Origin of the sequence: Allolucifera butyrica (genome assembly GCF_900476375.1) — a bacterium.
GTDB lineage: Bacteria > Bacillota > Negativicutes > Sporomusales > UPPP01 > Lucifera > Lucifera butyrica.
The window spans coordinates 65,312-84,493 of sequence record NZ_UPPP01000071.1 but is presented as its reverse complement, the minus strand read 5'-3'; the positions used below and the strand labels follow the sequence as shown (position 1 = coordinate 84,493).

Here is a 19,182-nt window from a genome sequence, read left to right as displayed (position 1 = left end):
CACTACTGTAGCAAAAGCCAGAACGGAAAGTTCCGCGTCAAGAGGACAACCAGCCGGAAGAAATTTAGAGCGAAGTTGAAATACTTTGCTGAATGGCTCTATCAAAATATGCACACTGAGATAGGAGACTTAATCAAGCAGATAAATGCCAAGCTGGCTGGGCACTACCGCTACTATGGGGTGACCGACAACAGCAACGGAATTCATGCGTTTGGATACCGCATACGGCGCAAGATACTTGAAGTGCTCAATCGTAGAAGCCAAAAGAACAGCCTGACTTGGGAAGGATTTGCAAAACTCGAGGAGAGATTCCCGCTAGTTAACGCGAGAATCTATGTAAATATCTATGGCTAGACGTAAGTAAATGCTGCTATGAAGAGCCGGATGCCTTAATAGGGCAAGTCCGGTTCTGTGAGGGTTGCGCGTCGCAAGGCGCGTTTCTACTCGACCCGACTCGTTCTAATCGACCTTGACACTTAGCTGATTCGATTTATAAGGCTTTTGCAGATTCGGATTATTTCCGAATTAGAATCTAAATAAGCAAATCCTTGGGGGGGCCTGAAACCTGGAATAATTTGACGAAGCTCTTCTAACGAAAGCGGGTTAGGCAATGCCCATTTTTTTGATATAAAAATACCATAAGCTTTATTGGTATTATGGAAATAGGAAAAGAAATTTTTTTCAGAAATTCCGGAAACATTTCTAGTTGTTTCCCATAGTATAGAAGGAGTCGATGTAATTACTTTCTCAACTTGCAACATTCCATATAAGGCTTTAAGGGGTGACGTGGCATAAACTACGACCCAATCGCCTGTTTGAATTTTGGGACGTGTGCGACGTAATTCAATTGCTTTTGTTCCGTTAAATATTTTATATACATATTCAGGGTGAATGGAAAGTAGTAAGCATTTTTCAGACATAATCTATATTCTCCCATTTAAATTTGATATAATTAAATTAAGTATAGCATTATTCGTCAATTCCTTTAAAGGGATTTACAAACTATTAAGGAATACAATAGTATAATATAGAGTTAGATTAGGAGATATTATGCTGGAAACTCGGTCTTTTGCTATTTGCGTAAAACAAAAGGAAAAGAAAGATCAGGTTAGTATAAAAAAAGCACATATTAATTTATGGCTTTTTTTACAAAAAAAGATTATTGTTGATGTTGGTTTTCAGCTTGATATAAAAAAATCTTTACTAAATGAACCTTTAGAATTAATCTTTTATACTCCTTTTTTAATTGATGAGCAAGTTGCTTTTGAAGATTTATATACAAAATTAAACAATAAATTAACTATGCAGATAATCTTTAACGATTCTGTTTTACAGTATTGTTCACTAGATGAAAATAGTGACACAGATGAAGCGTCTTTAATAAAATTTGCTAATAAGAATCCTTTAATTCTAATAAAACCTAAAATCAATAGAGTAAATGAAAGTTGTATTAGTATTGTTATAGATCCGACTTTTGTACGCAAGGAAGAAATCCCAGAAGATTCAAATTGGTATATCCGATTTAGATATGAAAGTAATCGATATTGCAATATCTTTGTTTCTGATAATGGTGGAGTAAACGATAAAATCTATTTTGATTTTCGTTTTAATGAACCTCGCCAATTACCCAGGGATATAATAAGATCAATTCAAGCTAGCATGTTGGAAGTGGAAAAGCTTTTTGTGTTTATGATGCAAGATTTAGATTTTAAACTAACACTCAATGAGAAAGGAATGGAATATATACGATTTTTAGAAGTTGATGGGTTTCTTGAGTACATGCCGGAACTTAAAAACTTGAAAAAGCAGTTATTAGTATATTTTTGGAAGATGAAATTGGATGAATCTAATCCTACTGCAAACATGGTTATTGCTTTCGAGAGAGAAAAAGAATCAATCAAGCAATTTAGATCTGGCGTGTTTGTGAATGTATTTTCATCAGCTATTCTACTTGGTAGTGATGGTTTAAACAAAATAAATGCTATTTATTCTATGGAATGGATAAAGGTCATTATCAATGTTATACATTATATTTTTATTGTACTATTTATTTCAAGCCTAATTTATAGTATCATTGCTCTTATAAGATTTTCACCGTATTTTTTTCGGAATATTTTCAAGCGATATTGGGGAGGTGGAAAAGATGGATAAATTCAGAATATATAAAATCGATAAAGATAATTTTGGGAGCAAAATTAATTTATTAGAAGAACAGTATGAATTTATGTTTCCTATCTTTGGCCCACAGTACCCTTGTTTTAAGAAGTGGTATTTTTCAAAAGTAATTCCTGAAGTTAAAAATGGACAAAGGATTTCATATGTAATACAAAAGGGGGGATTAAATAATATTTATGGAGTTTCTATCTTAAAAATCTCGGATAATCCTTACAAACACAATAAAATTTGTAGTTTTTATTTGAGTCCAGAGATAAGATCACAAGGAATTGGGTCTGAGCTAATAAGTAGTGTTATAAAAGATGTTGGCGATTTATCAATAACCTTAAAAACGTCAATTACTATAGCTGAAGATACGTTACTTAAGGTGGAGAATAAAAAATTCCAATCTTTTTTAGCTAAATTTGGTTTGCATATGCACGGGGCCATTAAAAGCTGTTATCGTACCGGATATTCTGAAAACATTTATGCAGGAAACATAGTATATCCGTCACTTCTTGGAAACTATGTTAATTAAAAATACGCAAAGATATTTATTTATAAATATTTTTGCGTATTTTATTTGGATAGAAACGTGGGGCGGAATAGCCAGTAAAAAACAATAGAATTTATAGAGGTGATAAAATAATGGGTACTGTCAAGATTGGTAACGTCAAGATAGTTTCGCAAATTTGTTTGCAATCCGATAGTAAGCTATGTTAGTCAGTATTAAAATCCGACTCAAGGTCGGTATTTTCTAAGGGTTTCATGTTCATATACTTTTTGCTTCCCCATTGGGTTCCGGCAAAGGTGTAATCTTTAAGATAAGAGAACCGTTGTCGCGTCTTTTTTGCGTATACAAGAAGCTATTGACCCAGGATTAATCTAAAAATTGTAGAATACTACAGTAATATTACGATGCAAGTGGCTCATACAAACGCTTTTCCAGCCTTCGCCTTTTTTTTGCACTAGCATTGTTACAAGAACCACGGCTACCCCTTGCTCTGAAGGAGGCCGTTTTATTGGAACCGCTGCTTATTACTCAGGATTCATTCCAAAATGCCTGGCTGAGAGCCATCCAACATTTGCGAGGTAAGGCCTGGGAAATGTTTAATTTGATAGTCCACATTACGAATCCGGCCTTGCTTGATGAAAACTTACATGGCAAGGTAACGGACTTGCAATCTTCCTTGGGATTGTTCACTCCTAAGGAAGTTGCTTATACCATCTTTCCGCATAAGCTCTATGCTAGACACAACAATGCGATTGATTTATTCGAAGCTTACAATAAGCCGAAGGGTATGTACGATAAACTTGACCCAGCCGCTAGTCATCGCTGGGGTACATATTTCCGAAGAATGACACATTACGACATTGGTTCAAAACCGGTTAATCAGTTGCTCAATATCATCAATTCTATAAATAGTAGTCCTGCAAGGCGTTACAAGGCAGCCTATCACATAATAATTCATAAGCCAGGAGGGGAAACCAAAAAGCCCCTTGGACAGCCCTGCCTTGCTAGTATTAAAGTTCAACTAGAGCCAGCAGAAGATTCGCACAAGTTGCACTTGCTATGTACTTATCGTAACCATGACTTTCTCCATCGGGCTTATGGAAATTATTGGGGGCTTTGCAATTTGCTCAGGTTCTTGGCCAATGAAACCCACCTTACGCCAGGAACACTTACGTGCGTGTCATCGCACGCCTATGTTGATAAGCATAAGGTCTCACTAAAAGAATTCTTAGGAGAACTTACATGATTTATCTGCCTGGCGAATTACGTTTGGACGAATTAAAAATAGAAGTTTCTCATCGTTGCCCTCTAGAATGCATACATTGTTCTGGGGATGCTGGGGAATCATGCGTCCGAGAAATGACCTTGAATGATTGTGAAAGGATTATTCGTGAAGCCCATGGACTGGGCGTCTCGAAACTTGTTCTTTCAGGTGGGGAACCTCTTTTTTGGGAAAGTCTCGAAACAGTTGTCGAACAGGCTAGCCACTTTGGTATGTATACTTCTATTTATTCATCAGGGTTTGTCCCCAATATTCGCAAAAAGCTTTCTGTACTAGCTGAACTAGGATTAAACCGTATAATTTTTAGCCTTCATGGGGCTGGGGCAACTGTCCATGAATGGGTTACCCGGAAAAAAGGTAGTTTCGATTCGACTTTGGAGGCTTCAAAAGAAGCCATCTCGCAAGGTTTAGAAACCGAGTTTCATTTTGTCCCTTTAAAGCATAATTACATGGAGCTTCAAGCAATTTGCGAGCTTGCTGCGACGCTTGGGGTAAAAAAGGTCAGCGTATTACGTTTCGTTCCTCAGGGTCGAGGTTCAAACCTACGTAGGCATATGCTGAATCAGCTTCAGAATATCGAACTTCGTAATTTAATTTTGACATTACGCAAAAGCGGATACGAAGTACGGACTGGCTCTCCGTATAATTTCTTACGGCTAAGTAATGATCCGCATTGTTATTCAGGGCAGGATAGACTGATTGTTCTTCCTGACCTGCGAATTCATCCTTGTGACGCATTTAAGCAAGTTCAAGCCGAAGAAATTGTCGGAACCTCAGAATATTCCTGTCTTGATAAATTTTCGTTGAAAGATTGCTGGGAGAAGTCACCTTTTCTAAACGCCGTTAGAAATCATGTAAGGGAGTCTTTTAACGAACCTTGTATTTCCTGTGGTTATTTGCCATGCTGTGGGTCTGGATGTGTTGCCCAAAAAGTGATTGAATATGGCAAACTGGTCCACGTTCCCGACCCTATGTGTTTGCAAGATACAGGAGGTATATTATGATTGACTTTAATTCTTTTAATAAAGACCGAAGAATGCAAGAATTATGGCGAAGCGTTCAAAGTTGTACCCTCTGTGAAAGGTTAAATTGTCGAAACAAGGTGTTGTCCGAATTTAATGGTAATATTAGTGCAAAGGTCATGTTTATAGCGGAAGCTCCTGGGCGGTTAGGTGCTGACCGTACCTTAATTCCGCTTTATGGCGATAAAACAGGGAGTAACTTCGAAAAGCTACTGGGCAATATCGGATGGAACAGAAATGACGTATTTATTACTAATGCGGTACTTTGCAATCCAAGAAATGAGGATGGGAATAACGGGACCCCCACACGCGAAGAACTTTTCAATTGCAGCGCATACCTAGAAATGACCATTGATATTGTTAATCCTGAAGTAATTGTGACGCTCGGCAAAACTGCATTAGATGCGCTGAAATTAATAACACCACATGCATATGGACTTAAAGATTCCGTGGGACGTCTATTGCCGTGGAATAACCGGGTACTTGTTCCTCTCTATCATCCCGGCCCACGTGCTATGGTCCATCGCGCTTTTCCCAAACAAACTGCAGATTTTATTCGACTTGACAAGATTGTTAAAAAAGTTAGAGTGTTAGCCTCTAAGCAAAACACGCGAAACATCCGCAATGTTTTGTCTTCAGCTAAAATGACAAAACTAAAACCATTACATTATGTGGTGTCTTCCTTACTTGACTATCTTGGGGAAGTATCATATTTTAAGCTAACTAAACTCGTCTTCCTTATTGATTACACGGCCATTCAGCGTTATGGTCAATCCATCACAGGGGAAACCTATTTACGCCTTCAGGATGGCCCTTGGCCGCCTCAATTACCTAGAGCTATAAAAGACCTACATGGAAAGGAAATATATCAGCATTTTAAGAGCGGCACTTCACAGATTCAAAAAGGCCCGTCCCCTCGCTTCAAGCCCGAACTAGGGGAAAAAGAGCTAGAAGTTATTTGGGAAGTGTTAAATAGATATAAAGCTTATAATAATGCAGAAATAAAGACTGCAGTTTACCGCACTACGCCTATGAAGAATATTCTTCGAGAGGAAGCAAAAGGGAAAAAGACCATCAATATACCTATAATACACAAAAACACTTTTTTTGTTCCCAACAATTTAGGACATGAGTAAGTTCCTAGAATACACCGTCTGAATAGTATTTTAGGATTATGAGGCCACACGTCCTCTTTTTTGTATCCCAAATTATGTATTTCGAGCGCAACGCTAACGAAAAGAATAACATCGGGAGTATAAAAAAACAGACGAAAAAAATCATTTGTGATTTTTTTCGTCTGTTTTTTGTTTTGTATCCCAAAATATAATTTTAAGTGATGCCTTGATTTTGGCTTTATCTTCTTCGGTCAAAAGTATACCGCTAAACCGAGCATCAGGTAGTTTAAGAAATTCCAGTAAATCGTTGGGAATCTTTTCTTCTTTAGTTACGAAGAGTGAGGTATCGCGGCCAACAAGATAGTCAAGAGTTACATTAAAGAAATCTGCGAGTTGTTTTAAAGTTTGTAAATCCGGCTCACGCTTATCTGTTTCATATAAAGATAGGCGGGAGCGAGATATTTCTGTAAGTTGTGCTAATTCAACTTGAGTAAGGTCCTTGCTCTCGCGTAAAGCGGCGAGCCGTTCACCAAGAGACATAAAATCAACTCCTGCCTATAATTATATGCTACATACAGTAGCAATAAAATAATTTGCTTCTAAATGTTGCAAAATTGATTGACAGCTACATAATGAAGCATTATAATGTGAATATGAAATTGCTTCAAAAAGAAGCAAAAAAGGAGGTGTTAAAATGAGGAAAGAGTTGGCTATAGCACGTGAGAATGTTGGACTCACACAAGTTGAAATTGCAAGAATACTAGGGATATCACGAAGCTTTTATGGATTAATTGAAAATGGGGTAAGAAATCCTGATTACGGGTTAGCTAAACGAATAGCTAAAACCCTTAAAGTATCTCCAGAAAGTATTTTTTTTGATCTTGATGGCTTCAATATGAAGCAAATAAAACAAAGGGATTCTCCTTGATAAAACTTTGATTAGCAGTCCATTTTTAAGAACAAAGGGGGAGTTGAATGCCTTTGAGTCCTAGCTGGATATATCCTGTGAGAGATCCTCTTATGTAGATTATACCAATAGTTATTACTATGATCTTCTTCATAATTACGACAAAAAAGTACAGTGATAATCCTTGTCCAGAAATTCTTTGCCGGGAATGAATCCTCGAAGCTTTACTGAGGGAGAGAGTCCCAACGAAAGGATGGATACCTATGGAGAATGCAATACGCAAACCAGAGGCAGCGGAAGACTGCCTGCATGTTACCTCGGAGATTGGCCGGCTGCGGTCGGTGCTGCTGCACCGGCCCGGGCCGGAAGTGGAAAACCTGACGCCGGACCTGTTGGCGCGGCTCTTATTCGACGACATCCCTTATCTGGAAGTGGCCCAAACCGAACACGACTACTTCGCTTCGGTCTTGCAAGGGAACGGGGTGGAAGTGCTGTACCTGGAACAACTGGCCGCGGAGGCGCTGACCGACGAGCGGGTTAAGCACGAATTTATTGCGCAGTTCATCGCTGAGGCGGGGATTGAGAATGACCGCCTGCGATGTGCTTTAGCAGACTATTTCACCGGCTTCGATAACCCCTCGCTAATCACTAAGATGATGGCCGGGGTCCGGCGGGACGAGCTATCCAGCTATCAGGAAAGCACCCTGTCCGACCGGGTTCACGACGGCTATCCCTTTGTTTGTGATCCCATGCCCAACCTGTATTTTACCCGGGACCCCTTTGCCACCATCGGCAACGGCATTACGTTGAACCACATGCGGACCCAGACCCGCAACCGGGAGACGCTGTTTGCCCAAACGATTTTTGCTCATCATCCCCGCTTTCAGGGGGCCCATATTCCCTGCTGGTTCCAGCGGGAAGAGAGTACGTCCCTGGAGGGCGGCGATGAGCTGATCTTAAATGACAAAGTCTTGGCTATCGGCATTTCCCAGCGGACTGACGCGGCGTCGGTGGAGAAAGTGTGCCAGCGGCTGTTCGCCGACCAGGCCAGCTTTGAAACGGTTTTGGCCTTTCATATCCCCGCGTCGCGGGCCTTCATGCATCTGGACACGGTGTTTACCATGGTGGATTACGACAAGTTCACCATCCATGCCGGAATTGAAGGGCCGCTGACGGTGTATGCCATGACGCCCTGGCGGGACCGCACCGGCGCGGTGCGGCTCAAAATCGAACCGCTGCACCAAAAACTGGAGAACATTCTGGAACGGTATTTAGATCGGAAAGTTATGCTCATTCGCTGCGGCCAGGGCGACCCCATCCACGCCGCCCGGGAACAATGGAACGACGGGGCCAACACGTTGGCCATTGCGCCGGGGGAAGTGGTCGTCTATTCCCGTAACCATGTGACCAATAAAATTCTGGAGAGTTACGGCATCCGGCTCCACGTCATTCCCTCGTCGGAACTGTCTAGGGGCCGGGGCGGTCCGCGCTGCATGAGCATGCCTCTGGTGCGGGACGACGCGTGAAATTCGGGAATTGGATGTTGGATATTGGAATTTGGAAAGTGGAGATTGGAAAGGGAGAAGGAGAGATAAAACATGGCTTTTAACTTGCGCAACCGCAATTTTTTAACGCTCCTGGATTTTTCCGCTAAGGAAATTCATTACTTATTAGAGTTGGCGGCGGAACTGAAGCGGGCTAAATATGCCGGGACGGAACAGCCCCGGCTTAGTAAGAAGAATATCGTCATTTTGTTTGAGAAAGATTCTACCCGGACAAGGTGTTCCTTCGAAGTGGCGGCCCTCGATCAGGGGGCGCATGTTACCTATCTGGGGCCGACGGGCAGCCAGATGGGGAAGAAGGAATCCATCGCCGACACTGCCCGGGTATTGGGGCGAATCTATGACGGCATCGAATACCGGGGCTTTGACCAGAAAGTGGTGGAAGACCTGGCGGCCTATTCGGGCGTGCCGGTCTGGAACGGCCTGACCGACGCCGACCATCCCACCCAGGTACTGGCCGACTTTTTAACCGCCCAGGAACACCTCCATAAGCCCTACAACCAAATGGTCTTTGTCTATGTCGGCGACGGACGCAACAACGTGGCCAACGCTTTAATGATCGGTGCGGCTAAACTGGGAATGGACTTCCGGATCGTTTCCCCCGAAGGGTTGTTCCCCTCGGACTGCCTGGTCGAACAGTGCCGCCAGCTTGCGGAAGGGAGCGGCGCGAAAATCACCATCACCCCGGACATTGCCGCCGGGGTGGTGAATGCCGATGTGCTCTACACGGACGTCTGGGTGTCCATGGGCGAGCCGGACGCGGTCTGGGAGCAGCGGATCAACTTATTGCAGCTTTATCAGGTCAACCGCCGCATGCTGGCCCTGACCTACAACCAGAATGTCATTTTTGAACACTGTCTGCCCGCCTTTCATGATCTGAACACCCAAGTTGGGAAAGAGATCCACCGCAAATTTGGCTTAACGGCTATGGAAGTGACGGACGAAGTCTTCGAAGGCGTCCATTCGGTCGTCTTTGACGAAGCGGAAAACCGGCTGCACACCATTAAGGCCGTCCTGGTAGCCACTCTGGGGAACTAAGAATACGCTAAAAGGAGAGGATTTACTTTGGCAGAGGATAAAAAGCTGGGTCTTGTTGCGTTAATCGGTCTCGTGACCGGGTCCATGATCGGCGGCGGCGTCTTTTCCCTGCCCGCCGACATGGCCCGCGGCGCGGGCGCGGGAGCCATTCTTATCGGCTGGTTGATCACCGGTGTCGGCATGATTGCTCTGGCATTGGTCTATCAGAATCTGGCGGTCCGCAAGCCGGAACTTAACGGCGGCGTGTATAGCTACGCCAAGGCGGGTTTCGGCGACTACATCGGTTTTAACGCCGCCTGGGGCTACTGGCTAAGCGCCTTGCTCGGCAACGTATCCTATGCAGTCATGCTTTTCGGGGCGCTCGGTTATTTCTTCCCCGTTTTCGGTACGGGGAACAACGCCGTATCCATTGTCTGCGCCTCGGTCCTGGTCTGGACGCTGCAGGCATTAATCCTGCGGGGGGTGAAAGAGGCCGCGCTGGTGAATGTCCTTACCACCATTGCAAAACTAGTGCCCATCTTCCTGTTCCTGCTTGTCCTGGTGGTTGCTTTTAACCTGAAAACCTTTACTTTCGATCTTTGGGGACAAGCCAACACTTCTTTAGGGAGTGTGCTGGACCAGGTCAAGAGCACCATGCTGGTTACCTTATGGGTCTTTATCGGCATTGAAGGAGCGGTGGTCATTTCCGGCCGGGCGAAAGACCGGCGGGACGTCGGCAAAGCCACCGTCATGGGGCTAGTGGGTACGTTAGTCATTTATGTACTGGTATCGGTCCTGTCTTTGGGGGCCATGGAACAGGCAAAATTAGCCCAATTGGAAACCCCGTCCACGGCGTATGTCCTGGAAGCGGTGGTCGGCCCCTGGGGAGCCGTGGTCATTAACGCGGGGCTGGTGGTTTCCTTGTTCGGAGCGCTGTTGGGCTGGTCCATCCTGGCGGCGGAGATTCCCTTCGTGGCGGCCCGGGACGGCATTTTGCCGAAAATTTTCCGCAAGGAGAATCAAAACGGTTCGCCCGTCAACTCGCTGATCTTAACTAATACCTTAGTCCAGATTGCGCTGGTTCTCACGCTGGTTTCTAGCAGTACCTATCAGGCCCTGTATTCCATCGCCAGTTCGGCCATTCTGATTCCCTATTTGTTCAGCGGCCTGTACGCCTGGAAGCTGGCGGCTACGGGGGAGACCTATGAGGAAAAACCGGCAGGGAGGAACAAGGACCTAATGACGGCGGTCCTGTCCAGTGTCTATGCGGCCTGGCTGATCTACGCGGCGGGACTGAAATATATTTTGCTGGTGACGATCCTGTACGCGGTGGGCATCTTCGTATTCCGGCAGGTGAAACGGGAAAACCAGCAGCCAGTCTTTGCCGGTTATGAAAAGGTGATTGCCCTGTTGTTCGCCGTGGCCGGAACAGTGGCCCTGGGCCTATTGGCGACAGGCGGGTTGAGTTAGATGATGAGGAAGAGGAGAGTTCGTAGATGAAACTGATAGTGGCTTTAGGCGGCAACGCCTTGCAGACGGAGGGCCAGCCCGCTACCGCGGCGGCGCAGCTGGCCGTGGTGAAAGAGACCGTGGTCTATCTGGCGGACCTGATTGCCGGCGGCAGCCAGCTCGTCCTCGTCCACGGCAACGGACCCCAGGTGGGACGGCTGGTCTTGCAAAACGAATACGCCCGGAGCGTGACCCCGGCGATGCCGCTGGATGTCTGCGGCGCCATGAGCCAGGGATTGATCGGCTATCACCTGCAGCAGGCCCTGCGGGAGGAACTGAGAAAGAGACAGATCGAAAAGCCCGTGGTTACGCTGTTGACGCAGGTAGTGGTGGACCGGAACGACGCGGGATTTCAGAATCCCACCAAACCGATCGGGCCGTTTTACACTAAGGAAGAAGCGGCAGTCCTGCAAAAGGAACAGGGCTACGTGATGGTGAACGACGCGGGCCGGGGCTACCGGCGGGTAGTGGCGTCACCGGAACCGCAGCAGATCGTGGAACTGGAAACCATCAAGGAGTTAGTTGACGCGGGTGAAGTGGTAGTCACTGTGGGTGGCGGCGGCATTCCCGTAGTGGAAGAAGCCGGGAGGCTGGAGGGAGTGGCCGCGGTGATTGATAAGGACTTGGCCGCGGCCCGGCTGGCGGCGGATCTGGACGCCGACGGGCTGGTGATTTTAACCGCCGTGGACCGGGTGGCGGTCCATTTCGGCCAGCCGGACCAACAGAATCTGGCGCAAATGAGTCTGCAAGAAGCCGAAAAGTATATTGCCGAGGGGCAGTTCGCCCCCGGCAGCATGCTGCCGAAGGTGAAAGCGGCCATGCAGTTTGTGGCCTCCAAACCGGGGCGGCAGGCGCTGATTGCTTCTCTGGCCAAGGCGAAGGACGCGTTGGAGGGACGGAGCGGCACCCGGATTGTGCCTTAACACGTGAATTCAGAGCGGACCCAATGAAAGGAACCCGTCTATGCCTAGACGGGTTCTCTCTTTTCTAAACGATGGAAAAAGTAGGGGAGGGAACGGGGATGAAAACAAAACGGCAGGCCCTGATTGAACAGATTGTTATGCGCCAGCGGATCGGGACGCAGGAGGAACTGCTGGCGGCGCTGCGGCGGGAGGGGATGGACGCGACCCAGGCGACGCTGTCGCGGGATTTGCGGGAACTGCGGCTGAGTAAGGTGGCGATGGCGGACGGCGGCTACGGGTATGCCGTTCCGGGACGGCAGGACTCTGGCCCGACGCCCCGGGAGCGGCAGGTGATATCGAAGGCGGTTTTGTCGCTGGCTGCCAGCGGTTCCTTACTCGTGATTCACGTGCTGCCGGGCATGGCCCGGGCGGTTGCCCGGTGGATTGACGCGCTGCCGCTGCCGGACGTATTAGGTTCCGTGGCGGGGACCGACACGGTTTTGCTGGTGGTCAAAGCGCCGGACGGGGCGGAGCGGGCCGCCGCGCAGCTTCGCCGCCGGCTGGCGGAGGAAAGGAATTTATCTTCTATCCACCTCTTTGGTGGACATTAAGGAAACCAATTGATCATATTGATTTTGATTGACCATGATTTTGCTATGGGCTAAGGTAATATAGCCGCTTTGGTCCAGCCTTTTTATACAGCGGTTTACTGTTTTGGTGCAGAAGCCGATTTCGTCGGCAATTTGCTGGCGGGTGGAGGTTAAGTGAAGTACCGAATTGACACTGCGTTTTTCATACGCCGTGATCAGATGCACGATAAGCCGGTCGATGGAGTCTAAAAATAGAAAGCTGCGGTCGGCTTTTAGCTGTTTGAACAGTTTTTGCGTGACCAGCCGGCAGATGGCGAAGGAAGTGTCGGAACACTGCCGCAGCCAGTCCAAAAAGACTTCCTTGGGCATGCAGAGGGCCTTGCAATTGGTGATGGCTTTTACGGTAACGGCGTATTGCAGGTCGCCGGTGATCGCTTCCAGCTCGCCGATCATGTCAAAGGGCGTAAATTCGGTAAAGGAGTAGTTAATTCCCGTCGGAAATTCAGCCAAAGCCCCCATCCGGCCGCTCAGTATCAAATAAACATTGGCGCTGGGGTCTTTCGCCTTGACAACGACGGAATTTTTCCGCAGGGTTACCAGGGTGCAGGCGTTGCGGACGCTTTCCGGCATGGTGCTCAATAACTGATTGATTTGATCGGGCAGGGACAAATTACCGTACGCAGTATGGTCGTTTAGTACCGGCATGGGCAAGTCTCCTTTCCTGGTTTACGGGACAGATTCAAGCGGACACTAATAGCTACTATTCGGGTTCTTTTGTCGGGAAACTAGACATGTGTCCTATCTTTGGGGTATTATTTAATAATAAAATTTTACTGAATAATGAATCATATATCAACGGAAAAACAGAGGTGAGATTATGCAGGACTCGGAACTTTTAAAACAGGCGGCCCAGGCAAGCAAGGCTTCCTACTCCCCTTATTCGGGCTATAAAGTGGGTGCGGCCTTGCTGTGTGAAGACGGGAGCATATATACGGGCTGCAATGTGGAAAATATATCATATGGCGGCACCATCTGCGCCGAGCGCACAGCCGTGGTCAAAGCCGTCAGCGAGGGGAAAACCCGGTTTGTCAAAATTGCCGTTTCCGTCTCGGGGAAGGAGTACGGCATCCCCTGCGGGTTATGCCTTCAGTTTCTGAGTGAGTTTGTGGCGGCGGACTTTGAGGTGATTTGCGGCAATTGCGAAGGAGATTTTGTCAAATATTCCTTTGATAAAATCATGCCGGCGGTTTTCAAGTCCGCTTCCGTTAAGCATATATAATTAAGGAAGGAGTATGAAAAATGAGTATTCATATTGAAGCCAATCCCGGCGATATCGCCGAAAGTATCCTGCTTCCCGGCGATCCGCTCAGAGCCCAGTATATCGCGGAAAACTTCCTGACTGACGCAGTCTGCTATAATAAAGTACGCGGCATGTACGGCTATACGGGGCTGTATAAGGGGAAGCGCGTTTCGGTTCAGGGCACCGGCATGGGCATGCCGTCCGCTTCCATTTATATTCATGAACTGATCAATGAGTATCACGTGAAACGGCTGATCCGGGTGGGGACGTGCGGCTCCATATCGCCCAGCCTGCACAACCGGGATACGATTCTGGCGATGGGTTCCAGCACCAACTCCGGCATGAGCGCCCTGCGCTTCGGTCCGATTACTTACTCGGCAACCGCTGATTTCGAGCTTTTACATAAAGCCTATACCCAGGCGGCGGAGCTGGGAATCAATGTCGTAGTGGGCAATGTTTTCGCCGACGATTTATTTTATAACGACCGGTTGATGGAGCAGGTCAAGCTGCTGTCCGGCTACGGTGTGCTGGCGATTGATATGGAATCCTATGAATTGTTTGTCGTCGCGGCGAAGCTGGGGGTCAAAGCGTTAACGATCCTTACGGTCAGCGATGAAATTTTAACCGGGGCCAAAACCACTGCCTTAGAGCGGCAGACCAGTTTTCAGGATATGATCCGGCTGGCCCTGGAAACGATTTAACAACGGGAGAGTGGAAAATATGACGGCAATGGCTGAAAAAATTGATCATACCCTTTTAAAACCGCAGGCGACGCGGGAACAAATTACGAAACTTTGCAATGAAGCGATAGAATATAAATTCAAGGCGGTGTGCGTAAATCCCTGCCAGGTTCCGGCGGCGGCCGGCCTTTTGCAGGGAACGGGCGTGACGGTGTGCACGGTGATCGGTTTTCCCCTTGGGGCCAACACTACGAAGATCAAGTGCGCCGAGGCGGCCCAAGCCGTGGCGGACGGGGCCGGGGAAGTGGACATGGTCATTAATATCGGGGCCGTGAAAGACGGAAACTGGGAATATGTCCAAAGCGATATTGCCGCCGTGGTACAGACCGTGAAGGGAAAAGCCCTGGTCAAAGTAATACTGGAAACCTGCCTGCTGACGGACGAGGAAAAGCGGCAAGCCTGCCGGGCCTGTGTGGCGGCCCAGGCCGATTTTGTTAAAACGTCCACCGGTTTTGCCGGCGGGGGAGCTACGGTAGAAGATGTGCGGCTAATGCGGGAGTGCGTGGGCCAGGCAATCCGCATCAAGGCTTCCGGCGGGATCGGCAGCTATGAGACGGCGGCGGCTATGGTGAAAGCCGGCGCCGACAGGCTGGGCACCAGTTCCGGCGTTGCCATTATGCGGGGAATGACCTCCGACAGCCAATATTAATCCGGCTCGCAGGTTTTGTTTGTGAATTTATGGGAAAAAAGCAGGAGGAGATCATTCATATGGAAGAACTATATCACATTGGCTTAACACCGGACCAGGGAGCGAAATATGCGATCCTGCCGGGTGATCCGGGGCGGGTGGAAAAGATCGCCCGGTTTTTGGAAAATCCCGTGTTTGTCAAGAGTAACCGGGAATACACTACTTACGCCGGAACGCTGAACGGGGAGCGGGTACTGGTAACGTCCACGGGCATCGGCGGCCCTTCGGCGGCGATCGCCGTGGAGGAACTGTATATGACCGGCGTGCGCACCTTTATCCGGGTCGGCACCTGCGGCGGCATGCAGCATCAGGTTATGGGCGGCGATGTGGTCGTAGCGACCGCCGCCATCCGGATGGAAGGGACTTCGAAAGAATACGCGCCCATTGAGTATCCGGCGGTTGCCGATTTCGATACGGCCTGCGCCCTGGTGAACGCCGCCAAGAAGTTAGGCAAGCGGTTTCACGCGGGGGTTGTGCAGTGTAAAGATTCTTTCTACGGGCAGCATAATCCCAACCGGATGCCGGTCGGCCCCGAACTGAATTACAAATGGGAGGCTTGGATCCGGTCGGGCTGTCTCGCTTCGGAAATGGAATCGGCGGCGCTGTATACGGTGGCCGGCGTCCTGCGGGCCCGGGCGGGCTGCGTCTTATCGACCGTATGGAACCAGGAGCGGGAAAAGGCGGGACTCTCTAACCCGCATGTTCATGACACGACGGAAGCAATCGAAGTCGCCATTGAGGCGGTCCGGCTGCTGATCCAGCAGGACCAGGCAGGAAACTAAAAACGGAGGGACCGAGATGTCTTTTATGCAGGAATACGAACGCTGGCTGAATTCAGCGGCGCTGAGTGAAGCAGAGCGGGAGGAACTGGCGGCGATTCAAGGGGACGTAAAAGAGATTGAAAGCCGGTTTTACGCGCCGCTGGAATTTGGTACGGCCGGACTGCGCGGTATTTTAGGGACCGGCTTAAACCGGATGAATATTCATACGGTCCGCCAGGCAACGCAGGGCATTGCCAGCCTGATTACCGGACTGGGCCCGGAGGCCTGCCGGCGGGGTGTGGCTGTTTGCATGGACTGCCGCATCAAGAGCGACGTTTTTTCGCAGGAAGTGGCTTGTGTGCTGGCGGCCAACGGCATTCAGGTGTACCTGTTCGACGCCTTGCGGCCAACGCCGGAGTTGTCCTTTGCGGTCCGGTACCTGAACTGTATCGCCGGGGTCAATATTACGGCCAGCCATAATCCGAAAGAATACAACGGGTATAAGGTATATTGGGAAGACGGGGCGCAGATTCCCCCCAGCCATGCGGCGACGGTGGTCAAAGCCATTGAGGACACCGACATTTTTACCGGGATCCAGCGGACCGCATTTCCGGAGGCCCTGGCCGGCGGCGGGGTCCGCCTGATCGGTGCGGAGATTGACGAGGCGTTTTTGGGCCGCGTTTTAGAGCTGATGGTCAACAAAGAGGTTGTGGCCCAGGCTGCGGGGGATTTCAAACTGGTGTATACCCCTTTCCACGGTACGGGGTACAAACTGATCCCCGAAGCGCTGCGCCGGCTGGGGATGAAAGAAATCCTGTGCGTGCCGGAGCAAATGGTGATTGACGGTACCTTTCCCACGGTAAAAAGTCCGAACCCGGAAAATGAAGAGGGCTTTGCCCTGGCCATTGCCCTGGCTCAAAAAGAAAATGTGGATTTGATTATCGGCACAGACCCCGACGCCGACCGCATCGGCATCATGCTTAAAGACAAAAGCGGCCGGTATGTGCGGCTGTCCGGCAATCAGGTCGGCGTTCTGCTGCTGGATTATATTATTGCTTCCCGGCGGGAAAAGGGGCTGCTGCCGGCAAAACCGGTGGCGATCAAAACCATTGTCACGACGGAGATGGCCCGCAAGGTGGGAGAGAGCAACGGAATCCCGGTTGTGGATACGTTTACGGGCTTTAAATTTATGGCCGAGAAGATCAAGCAGCTGGCGGAGGATGGGAATTATCAGTATCTGCTGGCCTATGAGGAGTCTTACGGCTACCTTATGGGGGATTATTGCCGCGACAAGGATGCCGTTACGGCCACTCTGATGGTAACGGAAATGGCGGCGTATTATCACCGGCGGGGTATGACGCTGTACGACGCAATGGCGGCTTTGTACGAAAAATACGGCCATTACGGCGAGTACACGGAAAATCTGGTTATGCCCGGGTTGGACGGGCTGGCGCAAATGCAGGCCCTTATGAAGCGTCTGCGGGAAACTCCGCCCGCGAAAATCGCCGGGACCGCGGTGACGCGGATCCGGGATTATCTCACGGGAGAAACGGTGGATGCGGGGACCCGGGAAAAAAGCAAAATGGAACTGTCCGGTTCCAATGTCTTATATTTTGAACTGGCCGATGCGACGCGGTTTATTGTGCGTCCTTCCGGGACCGAACCGAAAATCAAGGTTTATATTTTAGCCCAGGGTGAGACTGCGGCCGAGTGCCAAGACCGGGTGGACCGCTATTCCCGGGCAATCCGGGGCGTCGTGGGGGTCGAAGGCGCATAAAAGCAGGGAGAATGCCCTGAAGTTCCCAATAAATTCTTTTCGGCAAAGTGGACATGTGTCCTTTTTCCGGGACGGGTTTGATAATAAAATTTAAATGAATTTACCGAATCGAAAAAAAACTAGGGGGAATTGGGAATGAGCAAGAAAAGTGTGCCATGGTTATTGCTAGTCCTCATGATAGCCGTTATTTTCACCGGCTGCGGTTCTCAGGACGCCAAAGCGCCGGCGGCCAATAAACTGATGGTCGGGATGGTGACCGATTCCGGCACGATCGACGACCGGTCCTTTAATCAGGGAACCTGGGAAGGGCTGGTCAAAGCCGGAAAAGACTTCGGGTTTTCGCCGAAATACTTAAGGCCCGCCGGTACGACGCAAGCGGACTACGATAAAGAAATTACCAACTTGCATGATGCGGGCTATACGCTGATTGTAACTCCTGGTTTTAAGTTTGAAAATTCAATCTATACCGCCCAGGAACGATATGCGGACACCAAATTTGTTTTAATTGACGGTGTGCCTCATCCGGGCAGCGACTATTCCAAGATCAAAGTGGGTAAAAACACGGTCTCCATTAACTTTGCCGAGCACGAAGCCGGTTTTCTCGCCGGCGTAGCCGCCGCTCTTCAGATTAAGCACGGCGATTTCGGTTTTATCGGCGGCATGGAAATTCCCGCTGTGCAAAGATATAACTGGGGCTTCCAGCAAGGTGTCAAGTATGCGAATGCCAATTTAGGCACTTCGATTAGCCTTAAAGCGGAAAATGTGATTTATCAGGGTACGTTCAACGATGTGGCTGCGGGACAGCAAATCGCCGCCCAGATGTATGACCGGGGCGTTACGGTGATCTTTGCCGCCGCCGGCGGGGTTGGCGTAGGGGTTATCAACGAAGCCGTTTCCCGCACCAAGGCCGGTAAGCAGGTCTGGGTAGTGGGCGTGGACGTGGACCAATATGCGCAAGGGTATTATGATTCCGCCAAGACGAAGTCCGTTATTCTTACGTCGGCGATGAAGTATGTCGACCAAGCTTCGTATGATATGGTCAAAAGCGTTAAGGAAGGCAATTTCCCGGGCGGTCAAACCCTTACCTTTAACGCCAAAAACAACGGGATCGGGATTCCGGCCAAGAACCCCAACCTTTCCGACGACGTAGCCGCCAAGGTTGCGGAAGTGTTCAAAAAATTGCAGAGCGGAGCCATCCAGGTGTCGGATAAAGGCGACGGCCTTATTAAGTAATTGGAATTGCCCGTTAGGCAGGCTGGATGTCTGCGCAGAATGGGTTCGAAAGGAAGAGAACTCATCGTATTACGAGTCACTCTTCGCTTCGGACCCATTTTGTATATGT

Annotated in this window: 21 protein-coding genes; 18 read left to right on the top strand and 3 right to left on the bottom strand. The window is 48.8% G+C overall.

Annotation, left to right across the window (positions count from 1 at the left end; translation table 11 throughout):
* Nucleotides 1-108 precede the first annotated feature (108 nt).
* Nucleotides 109-354, top strand: a complete 246-nt coding sequence (locus LUCIF_RS27310) for a group II intron maturase-specific domain-containing protein (protein WP_122627561.1) — start codon at nt 109-111, stop codon at nt 352-354.
* 122 nt (nt 355-476) lie between these two features.
* On the opposite strand, the gene LUCIF_RS11565 is transcribed toward LUCIF_RS27310, so the two are convergent.
* Complete coding sequence (locus tag LUCIF_RS11565; RefSeq protein ID WP_122628051.1) at nt 477-920, bottom strand: ASCH domain-containing protein; 444 nt, start codon at nt 918-920, stop codon at nt 477-479.
* A 130-nt stretch (nt 921-1,050) separates the two neighbouring features.
* Here LUCIF_RS11565 and LUCIF_RS11560 point away from each other — a divergent pair, with 130 nt between their 5' ends.
* The 5 genes from LUCIF_RS11560 (at nt 1,051) to LUCIF_RS11540 (ending at nt 6,108) form a co-directional block, all read left to right on the top strand.
* Nucleotides 1,051-2,151 (top strand): hypothetical protein, encoded by a 1,101-nt coding sequence (locus LUCIF_RS11560; protein ID WP_122628050.1) that lies wholly within the window; start codon nt 1,051-1,053, stop codon nt 2,149-2,151.
* Entirely contained in the window at nt 2,144-2,692 is a 549-nt protein-coding gene (locus LUCIF_RS11555; protein ID WP_122628049.1) for a GNAT family N-acetyltransferase, read from the top strand. The genes LUCIF_RS11560 and LUCIF_RS11555 overlap by 8 nt, the downstream gene beginning before the upstream one ends.
* 484 nt (nt 2,693-3,176) lie before the next feature.
* A complete protein-coding gene (locus LUCIF_RS11550) occupies nt 3,177-3,914 on the top strand; it encodes a thymidylate synthase family protein (RefSeq protein WP_122628048.1) in 738 nt (245 codons plus the stop codon).
* Nucleotides 3,911-4,954 carry a radical SAM/SPASM domain-containing protein gene (locus tag LUCIF_RS11545; RefSeq protein WP_122628047.1) on the top strand — a complete coding sequence of 348 codons (1,044 nt, stop codon included), beginning with the start codon at nt 3,911-3,913 and terminating at the stop codon, nt 4,952-4,954. The genes LUCIF_RS11550 and LUCIF_RS11545 overlap by 4 nt, the downstream gene beginning before the upstream one ends.
* Complete coding sequence (locus LUCIF_RS11540; RefSeq protein ID WP_122628046.1) at nt 4,951-6,108, top strand: uracil-DNA glycosylase family protein; 1,158 nt, start codon at nt 4,951-4,953, stop codon at nt 6,106-6,108. The genes LUCIF_RS11545 and LUCIF_RS11540 overlap by 4 nt, the downstream gene beginning before the upstream one ends.
* Nucleotides 6,109-6,249: 141 nt before the next feature.
* Here LUCIF_RS11540 and LUCIF_RS11535 read toward each other — a convergent pair whose 3' ends face one another.
* Nucleotides 6,250-6,627 carry a helix-turn-helix domain-containing protein gene (locus tag LUCIF_RS11535; RefSeq protein ID WP_122628045.1) on the bottom strand — a complete coding sequence of 126 codons (378 nt, stop codon included), beginning with the start codon at nt 6,625-6,627 and terminating at the stop codon, nt 6,250-6,252.
* A gap of 154 nt (nt 6,628-6,781) precedes the next feature.
* On the opposite strand from LUCIF_RS11535, the gene LUCIF_RS11530 reads away from it, so the two are divergent.
* From LUCIF_RS11530 to LUCIF_RS11505, 6 genes are all read left to right on the top strand, one after another.
* Nucleotides 6,782-7,015: a helix-turn-helix transcriptional regulator gene (locus LUCIF_RS11530; RefSeq protein ID WP_122628044.1), complete on the top strand. Its 234-nt coding sequence runs from the start codon at nt 6,782-6,784 to the stop codon at nt 7,013-7,015.
* 242 nt (nt 7,016-7,257) lie between these two features.
* Entirely contained in the window at nt 7,258-8,520 is a 1,263-nt protein-coding gene (arcA, locus tag LUCIF_RS11525; protein WP_122628043.1) for an arginine deiminase, read from the top strand.
* A gap of 72 nt (nt 8,521-8,592) precedes the next feature.
* Nucleotides 8,593-9,594: an ornithine carbamoyltransferase gene (gene argF, locus LUCIF_RS11520; RefSeq protein ID WP_122628042.1), complete on the top strand. Its 1,002-nt coding sequence runs from the start codon at nt 8,593-8,595 to the stop codon at nt 9,592-9,594.
* Nucleotides 9,595-9,621: 27 nt separating this feature from the next.
* Nucleotides 9,622-11,043 carry an arginine-ornithine antiporter gene (arcD, locus tag LUCIF_RS11515; RefSeq protein WP_122628041.1) on the top strand — a complete coding sequence of 474 codons (1,422 nt, stop codon included), beginning with the start codon at nt 9,622-9,624 and terminating at the stop codon, nt 11,041-11,043.
* A 26-nt stretch (nt 11,044-11,069) separates the two neighbouring features.
* The gene (gene arcC, locus LUCIF_RS11510) at nt 11,070-12,005 is read left to right on the top strand and encodes a carbamate kinase (RefSeq protein WP_122628040.1); all 936 of its coding nucleotides are present in this window, start codon (nt 11,070-11,072) and stop codon (nt 12,003-12,005) included.
* Between the two features lie 98 nt (nt 12,006-12,103).
* Nucleotides 12,104-12,595 carry an arginine repressor gene (locus LUCIF_RS11505; protein ID WP_165865973.1) on the top strand — a complete coding sequence of 164 codons (492 nt, stop codon included), beginning with the start codon at nt 12,104-12,106 and terminating at the stop codon, nt 12,593-12,595.
* On the opposite strand, the gene LUCIF_RS11500 is transcribed toward LUCIF_RS11505, so the two are convergent.
* Nucleotides 12,563-13,279, bottom strand: coding sequence for a Crp/Fnr family transcriptional regulator (locus LUCIF_RS11500; RefSeq protein WP_122628038.1), 717 nt, complete (start codon nt 13,277-13,279; stop codon nt 12,563-12,565). The two genes, LUCIF_RS11505 and LUCIF_RS11500, sit on opposite strands and share 33 nt — an antisense overlap.
* Before the next feature lie 172 nt (nt 13,280-13,451).
* Here LUCIF_RS11500 and cdd point away from each other — a divergent pair, with 172 nt between their 5' ends.
* The 6 genes from cdd to LUCIF_RS11470 all read left to right on the top strand — a co-directional run bounded on the left by cdd (nt 13,452) and on the right by LUCIF_RS11470 (nt 19,073).
* Nucleotides 13,452-13,853 carry a cytidine deaminase gene (gene cdd / locus LUCIF_RS11495; RefSeq protein WP_122628037.1) on the top strand — a complete coding sequence of 134 codons (402 nt, stop codon included), beginning with the start codon at nt 13,452-13,454 and terminating at the stop codon, nt 13,851-13,853.
* A 20-nt stretch (nt 13,854-13,873) separates the two neighbouring features.
* Complete coding sequence (gene deoD, locus LUCIF_RS11490; RefSeq protein WP_122628036.1) at nt 13,874-14,575, top strand: purine-nucleoside phosphorylase; 702 nt, start codon at nt 13,874-13,876, stop codon at nt 14,573-14,575.
* Nucleotides 14,576-14,594: 19 nt separating this feature from the next.
* Entirely contained in the window at nt 14,595-15,263 is a 669-nt protein-coding gene (deoC, locus tag LUCIF_RS11485) for a deoxyribose-phosphate aldolase (RefSeq protein WP_122628035.1), read from the top strand.
* A gap of 59 nt (nt 15,264-15,322) precedes the next feature.
* Nucleotides 15,323-16,084, top strand: a complete 762-nt coding sequence (gene udp, locus LUCIF_RS11480; protein ID WP_122628034.1) for a uridine phosphorylase — start codon at nt 15,323-15,325, stop codon at nt 16,082-16,084.
* Nucleotides 16,085-16,100: 16 nt separating this feature from the next.
* On the top strand, nt 16,101-17,840 hold the full coding sequence (locus tag LUCIF_RS11475; protein ID WP_122628033.1) for a phospho-sugar mutase: 1,740 nt from the start codon (nt 16,101-16,103) through the stop codon (nt 17,838-17,840).
* Between the two features lie 135 nt (nt 17,841-17,975).
* Complete coding sequence (locus LUCIF_RS11470) at nt 17,976-19,073, top strand: BMP family lipoprotein (protein ID WP_122628032.1); 1,098 nt, start codon at nt 17,976-17,978, stop codon at nt 19,071-19,073.
* The last annotated feature ends 109 nt before the right edge of the window (nt 19,074-19,182 follow it).

Excerpts from the sequence above, each read along its gene's own strand:
- LUCIF_RS27310 (WP_122627561.1), top strand. The coding sequence starts at position 109 with ATGCACACTGAGATAGGAGACTTAATCAAGCAGATAAATGCCAAGCTG.
- LUCIF_RS11565 (WP_122628051.1), bottom strand. The coding sequence starts at position 920 with ATGTCTGAAAAATGCTTACTACTTTCCATTCACCCTGAATATGTATAT.
- LUCIF_RS11560 (WP_122628050.1), top strand. The coding sequence starts at position 1,051 with ATGCTGGAAACTCGGTCTTTTGCTATTTGCGTAAAACAAAAGGAAAAG.
- LUCIF_RS11555 (WP_122628049.1), top strand. The coding sequence starts at position 2,144 with ATGGATAAATTCAGAATATATAAAATCGATAAAGATAATTTTGGGAGC.
- LUCIF_RS11545 (WP_122628047.1), top strand. The coding sequence starts at position 3,911 with ATGATTTATCTGCCTGGCGAATTACGTTTGGACGAATTAAAAATAGAA.
- LUCIF_RS11540 (WP_122628046.1), top strand. The coding sequence starts at position 4,951 with ATGATTGACTTTAATTCTTTTAATAAAGACCGAAGAATGCAAGAATTA.
- LUCIF_RS11535 (WP_122628045.1), bottom strand. The coding sequence starts at position 6,627 with ATGTCTCTTGGTGAACGGCTCGCCGCTTTACGCGAGAGCAAGGACCTT.
- LUCIF_RS11530 (WP_122628044.1), top strand. The coding sequence starts at position 6,782 with ATGAGGAAAGAGTTGGCTATAGCACGTGAGAATGTTGGACTCACACAA.
- arcA (WP_122628043.1), top strand. The coding sequence starts at position 7,258 with ATGGAGAATGCAATACGCAAACCAGAGGCAGCGGAAGACTGCCTGCAT.
- argF (WP_122628042.1), top strand. The coding sequence starts at position 8,593 with ATGGCTTTTAACTTGCGCAACCGCAATTTTTTAACGCTCCTGGATTTT.
- arcC (WP_122628040.1), top strand. The coding sequence starts at position 11,070 with ATGAAACTGATAGTGGCTTTAGGCGGCAACGCCTTGCAGACGGAGGGC.
- LUCIF_RS11505 (WP_165865973.1), top strand. The coding sequence starts at position 12,104 with ATGAAAACAAAACGGCAGGCCCTGATTGAACAGATTGTTATGCGCCAG.
- LUCIF_RS11500 (WP_122628038.1), bottom strand. The coding sequence starts at position 13,279 with ATGCCGGTACTAAACGACCATACTGCGTACGGTAATTTGTCCCTGCCC.
- cdd (WP_122628037.1), top strand. The coding sequence starts at position 13,452 with ATGCAGGACTCGGAACTTTTAAAACAGGCGGCCCAGGCAAGCAAGGCT.
- deoD (WP_122628036.1), top strand. The coding sequence starts at position 13,874 with ATGAGTATTCATATTGAAGCCAATCCCGGCGATATCGCCGAAAGTATC.
- deoC (WP_122628035.1), top strand. The coding sequence starts at position 14,595 with ATGACGGCAATGGCTGAAAAAATTGATCATACCCTTTTAAAACCGCAG.
- udp (WP_122628034.1), top strand. The coding sequence starts at position 15,323 with ATGGAAGAACTATATCACATTGGCTTAACACCGGACCAGGGAGCGAAA.
- LUCIF_RS11475 (WP_122628033.1), top strand. The coding sequence starts at position 16,101 with ATGTCTTTTATGCAGGAATACGAACGCTGGCTGAATTCAGCGGCGCTG.
- LUCIF_RS11470 (WP_122628032.1), top strand. The coding sequence starts at position 17,976 with ATGAGCAAGAAAAGTGTGCCATGGTTATTGCTAGTCCTCATGATAGCC.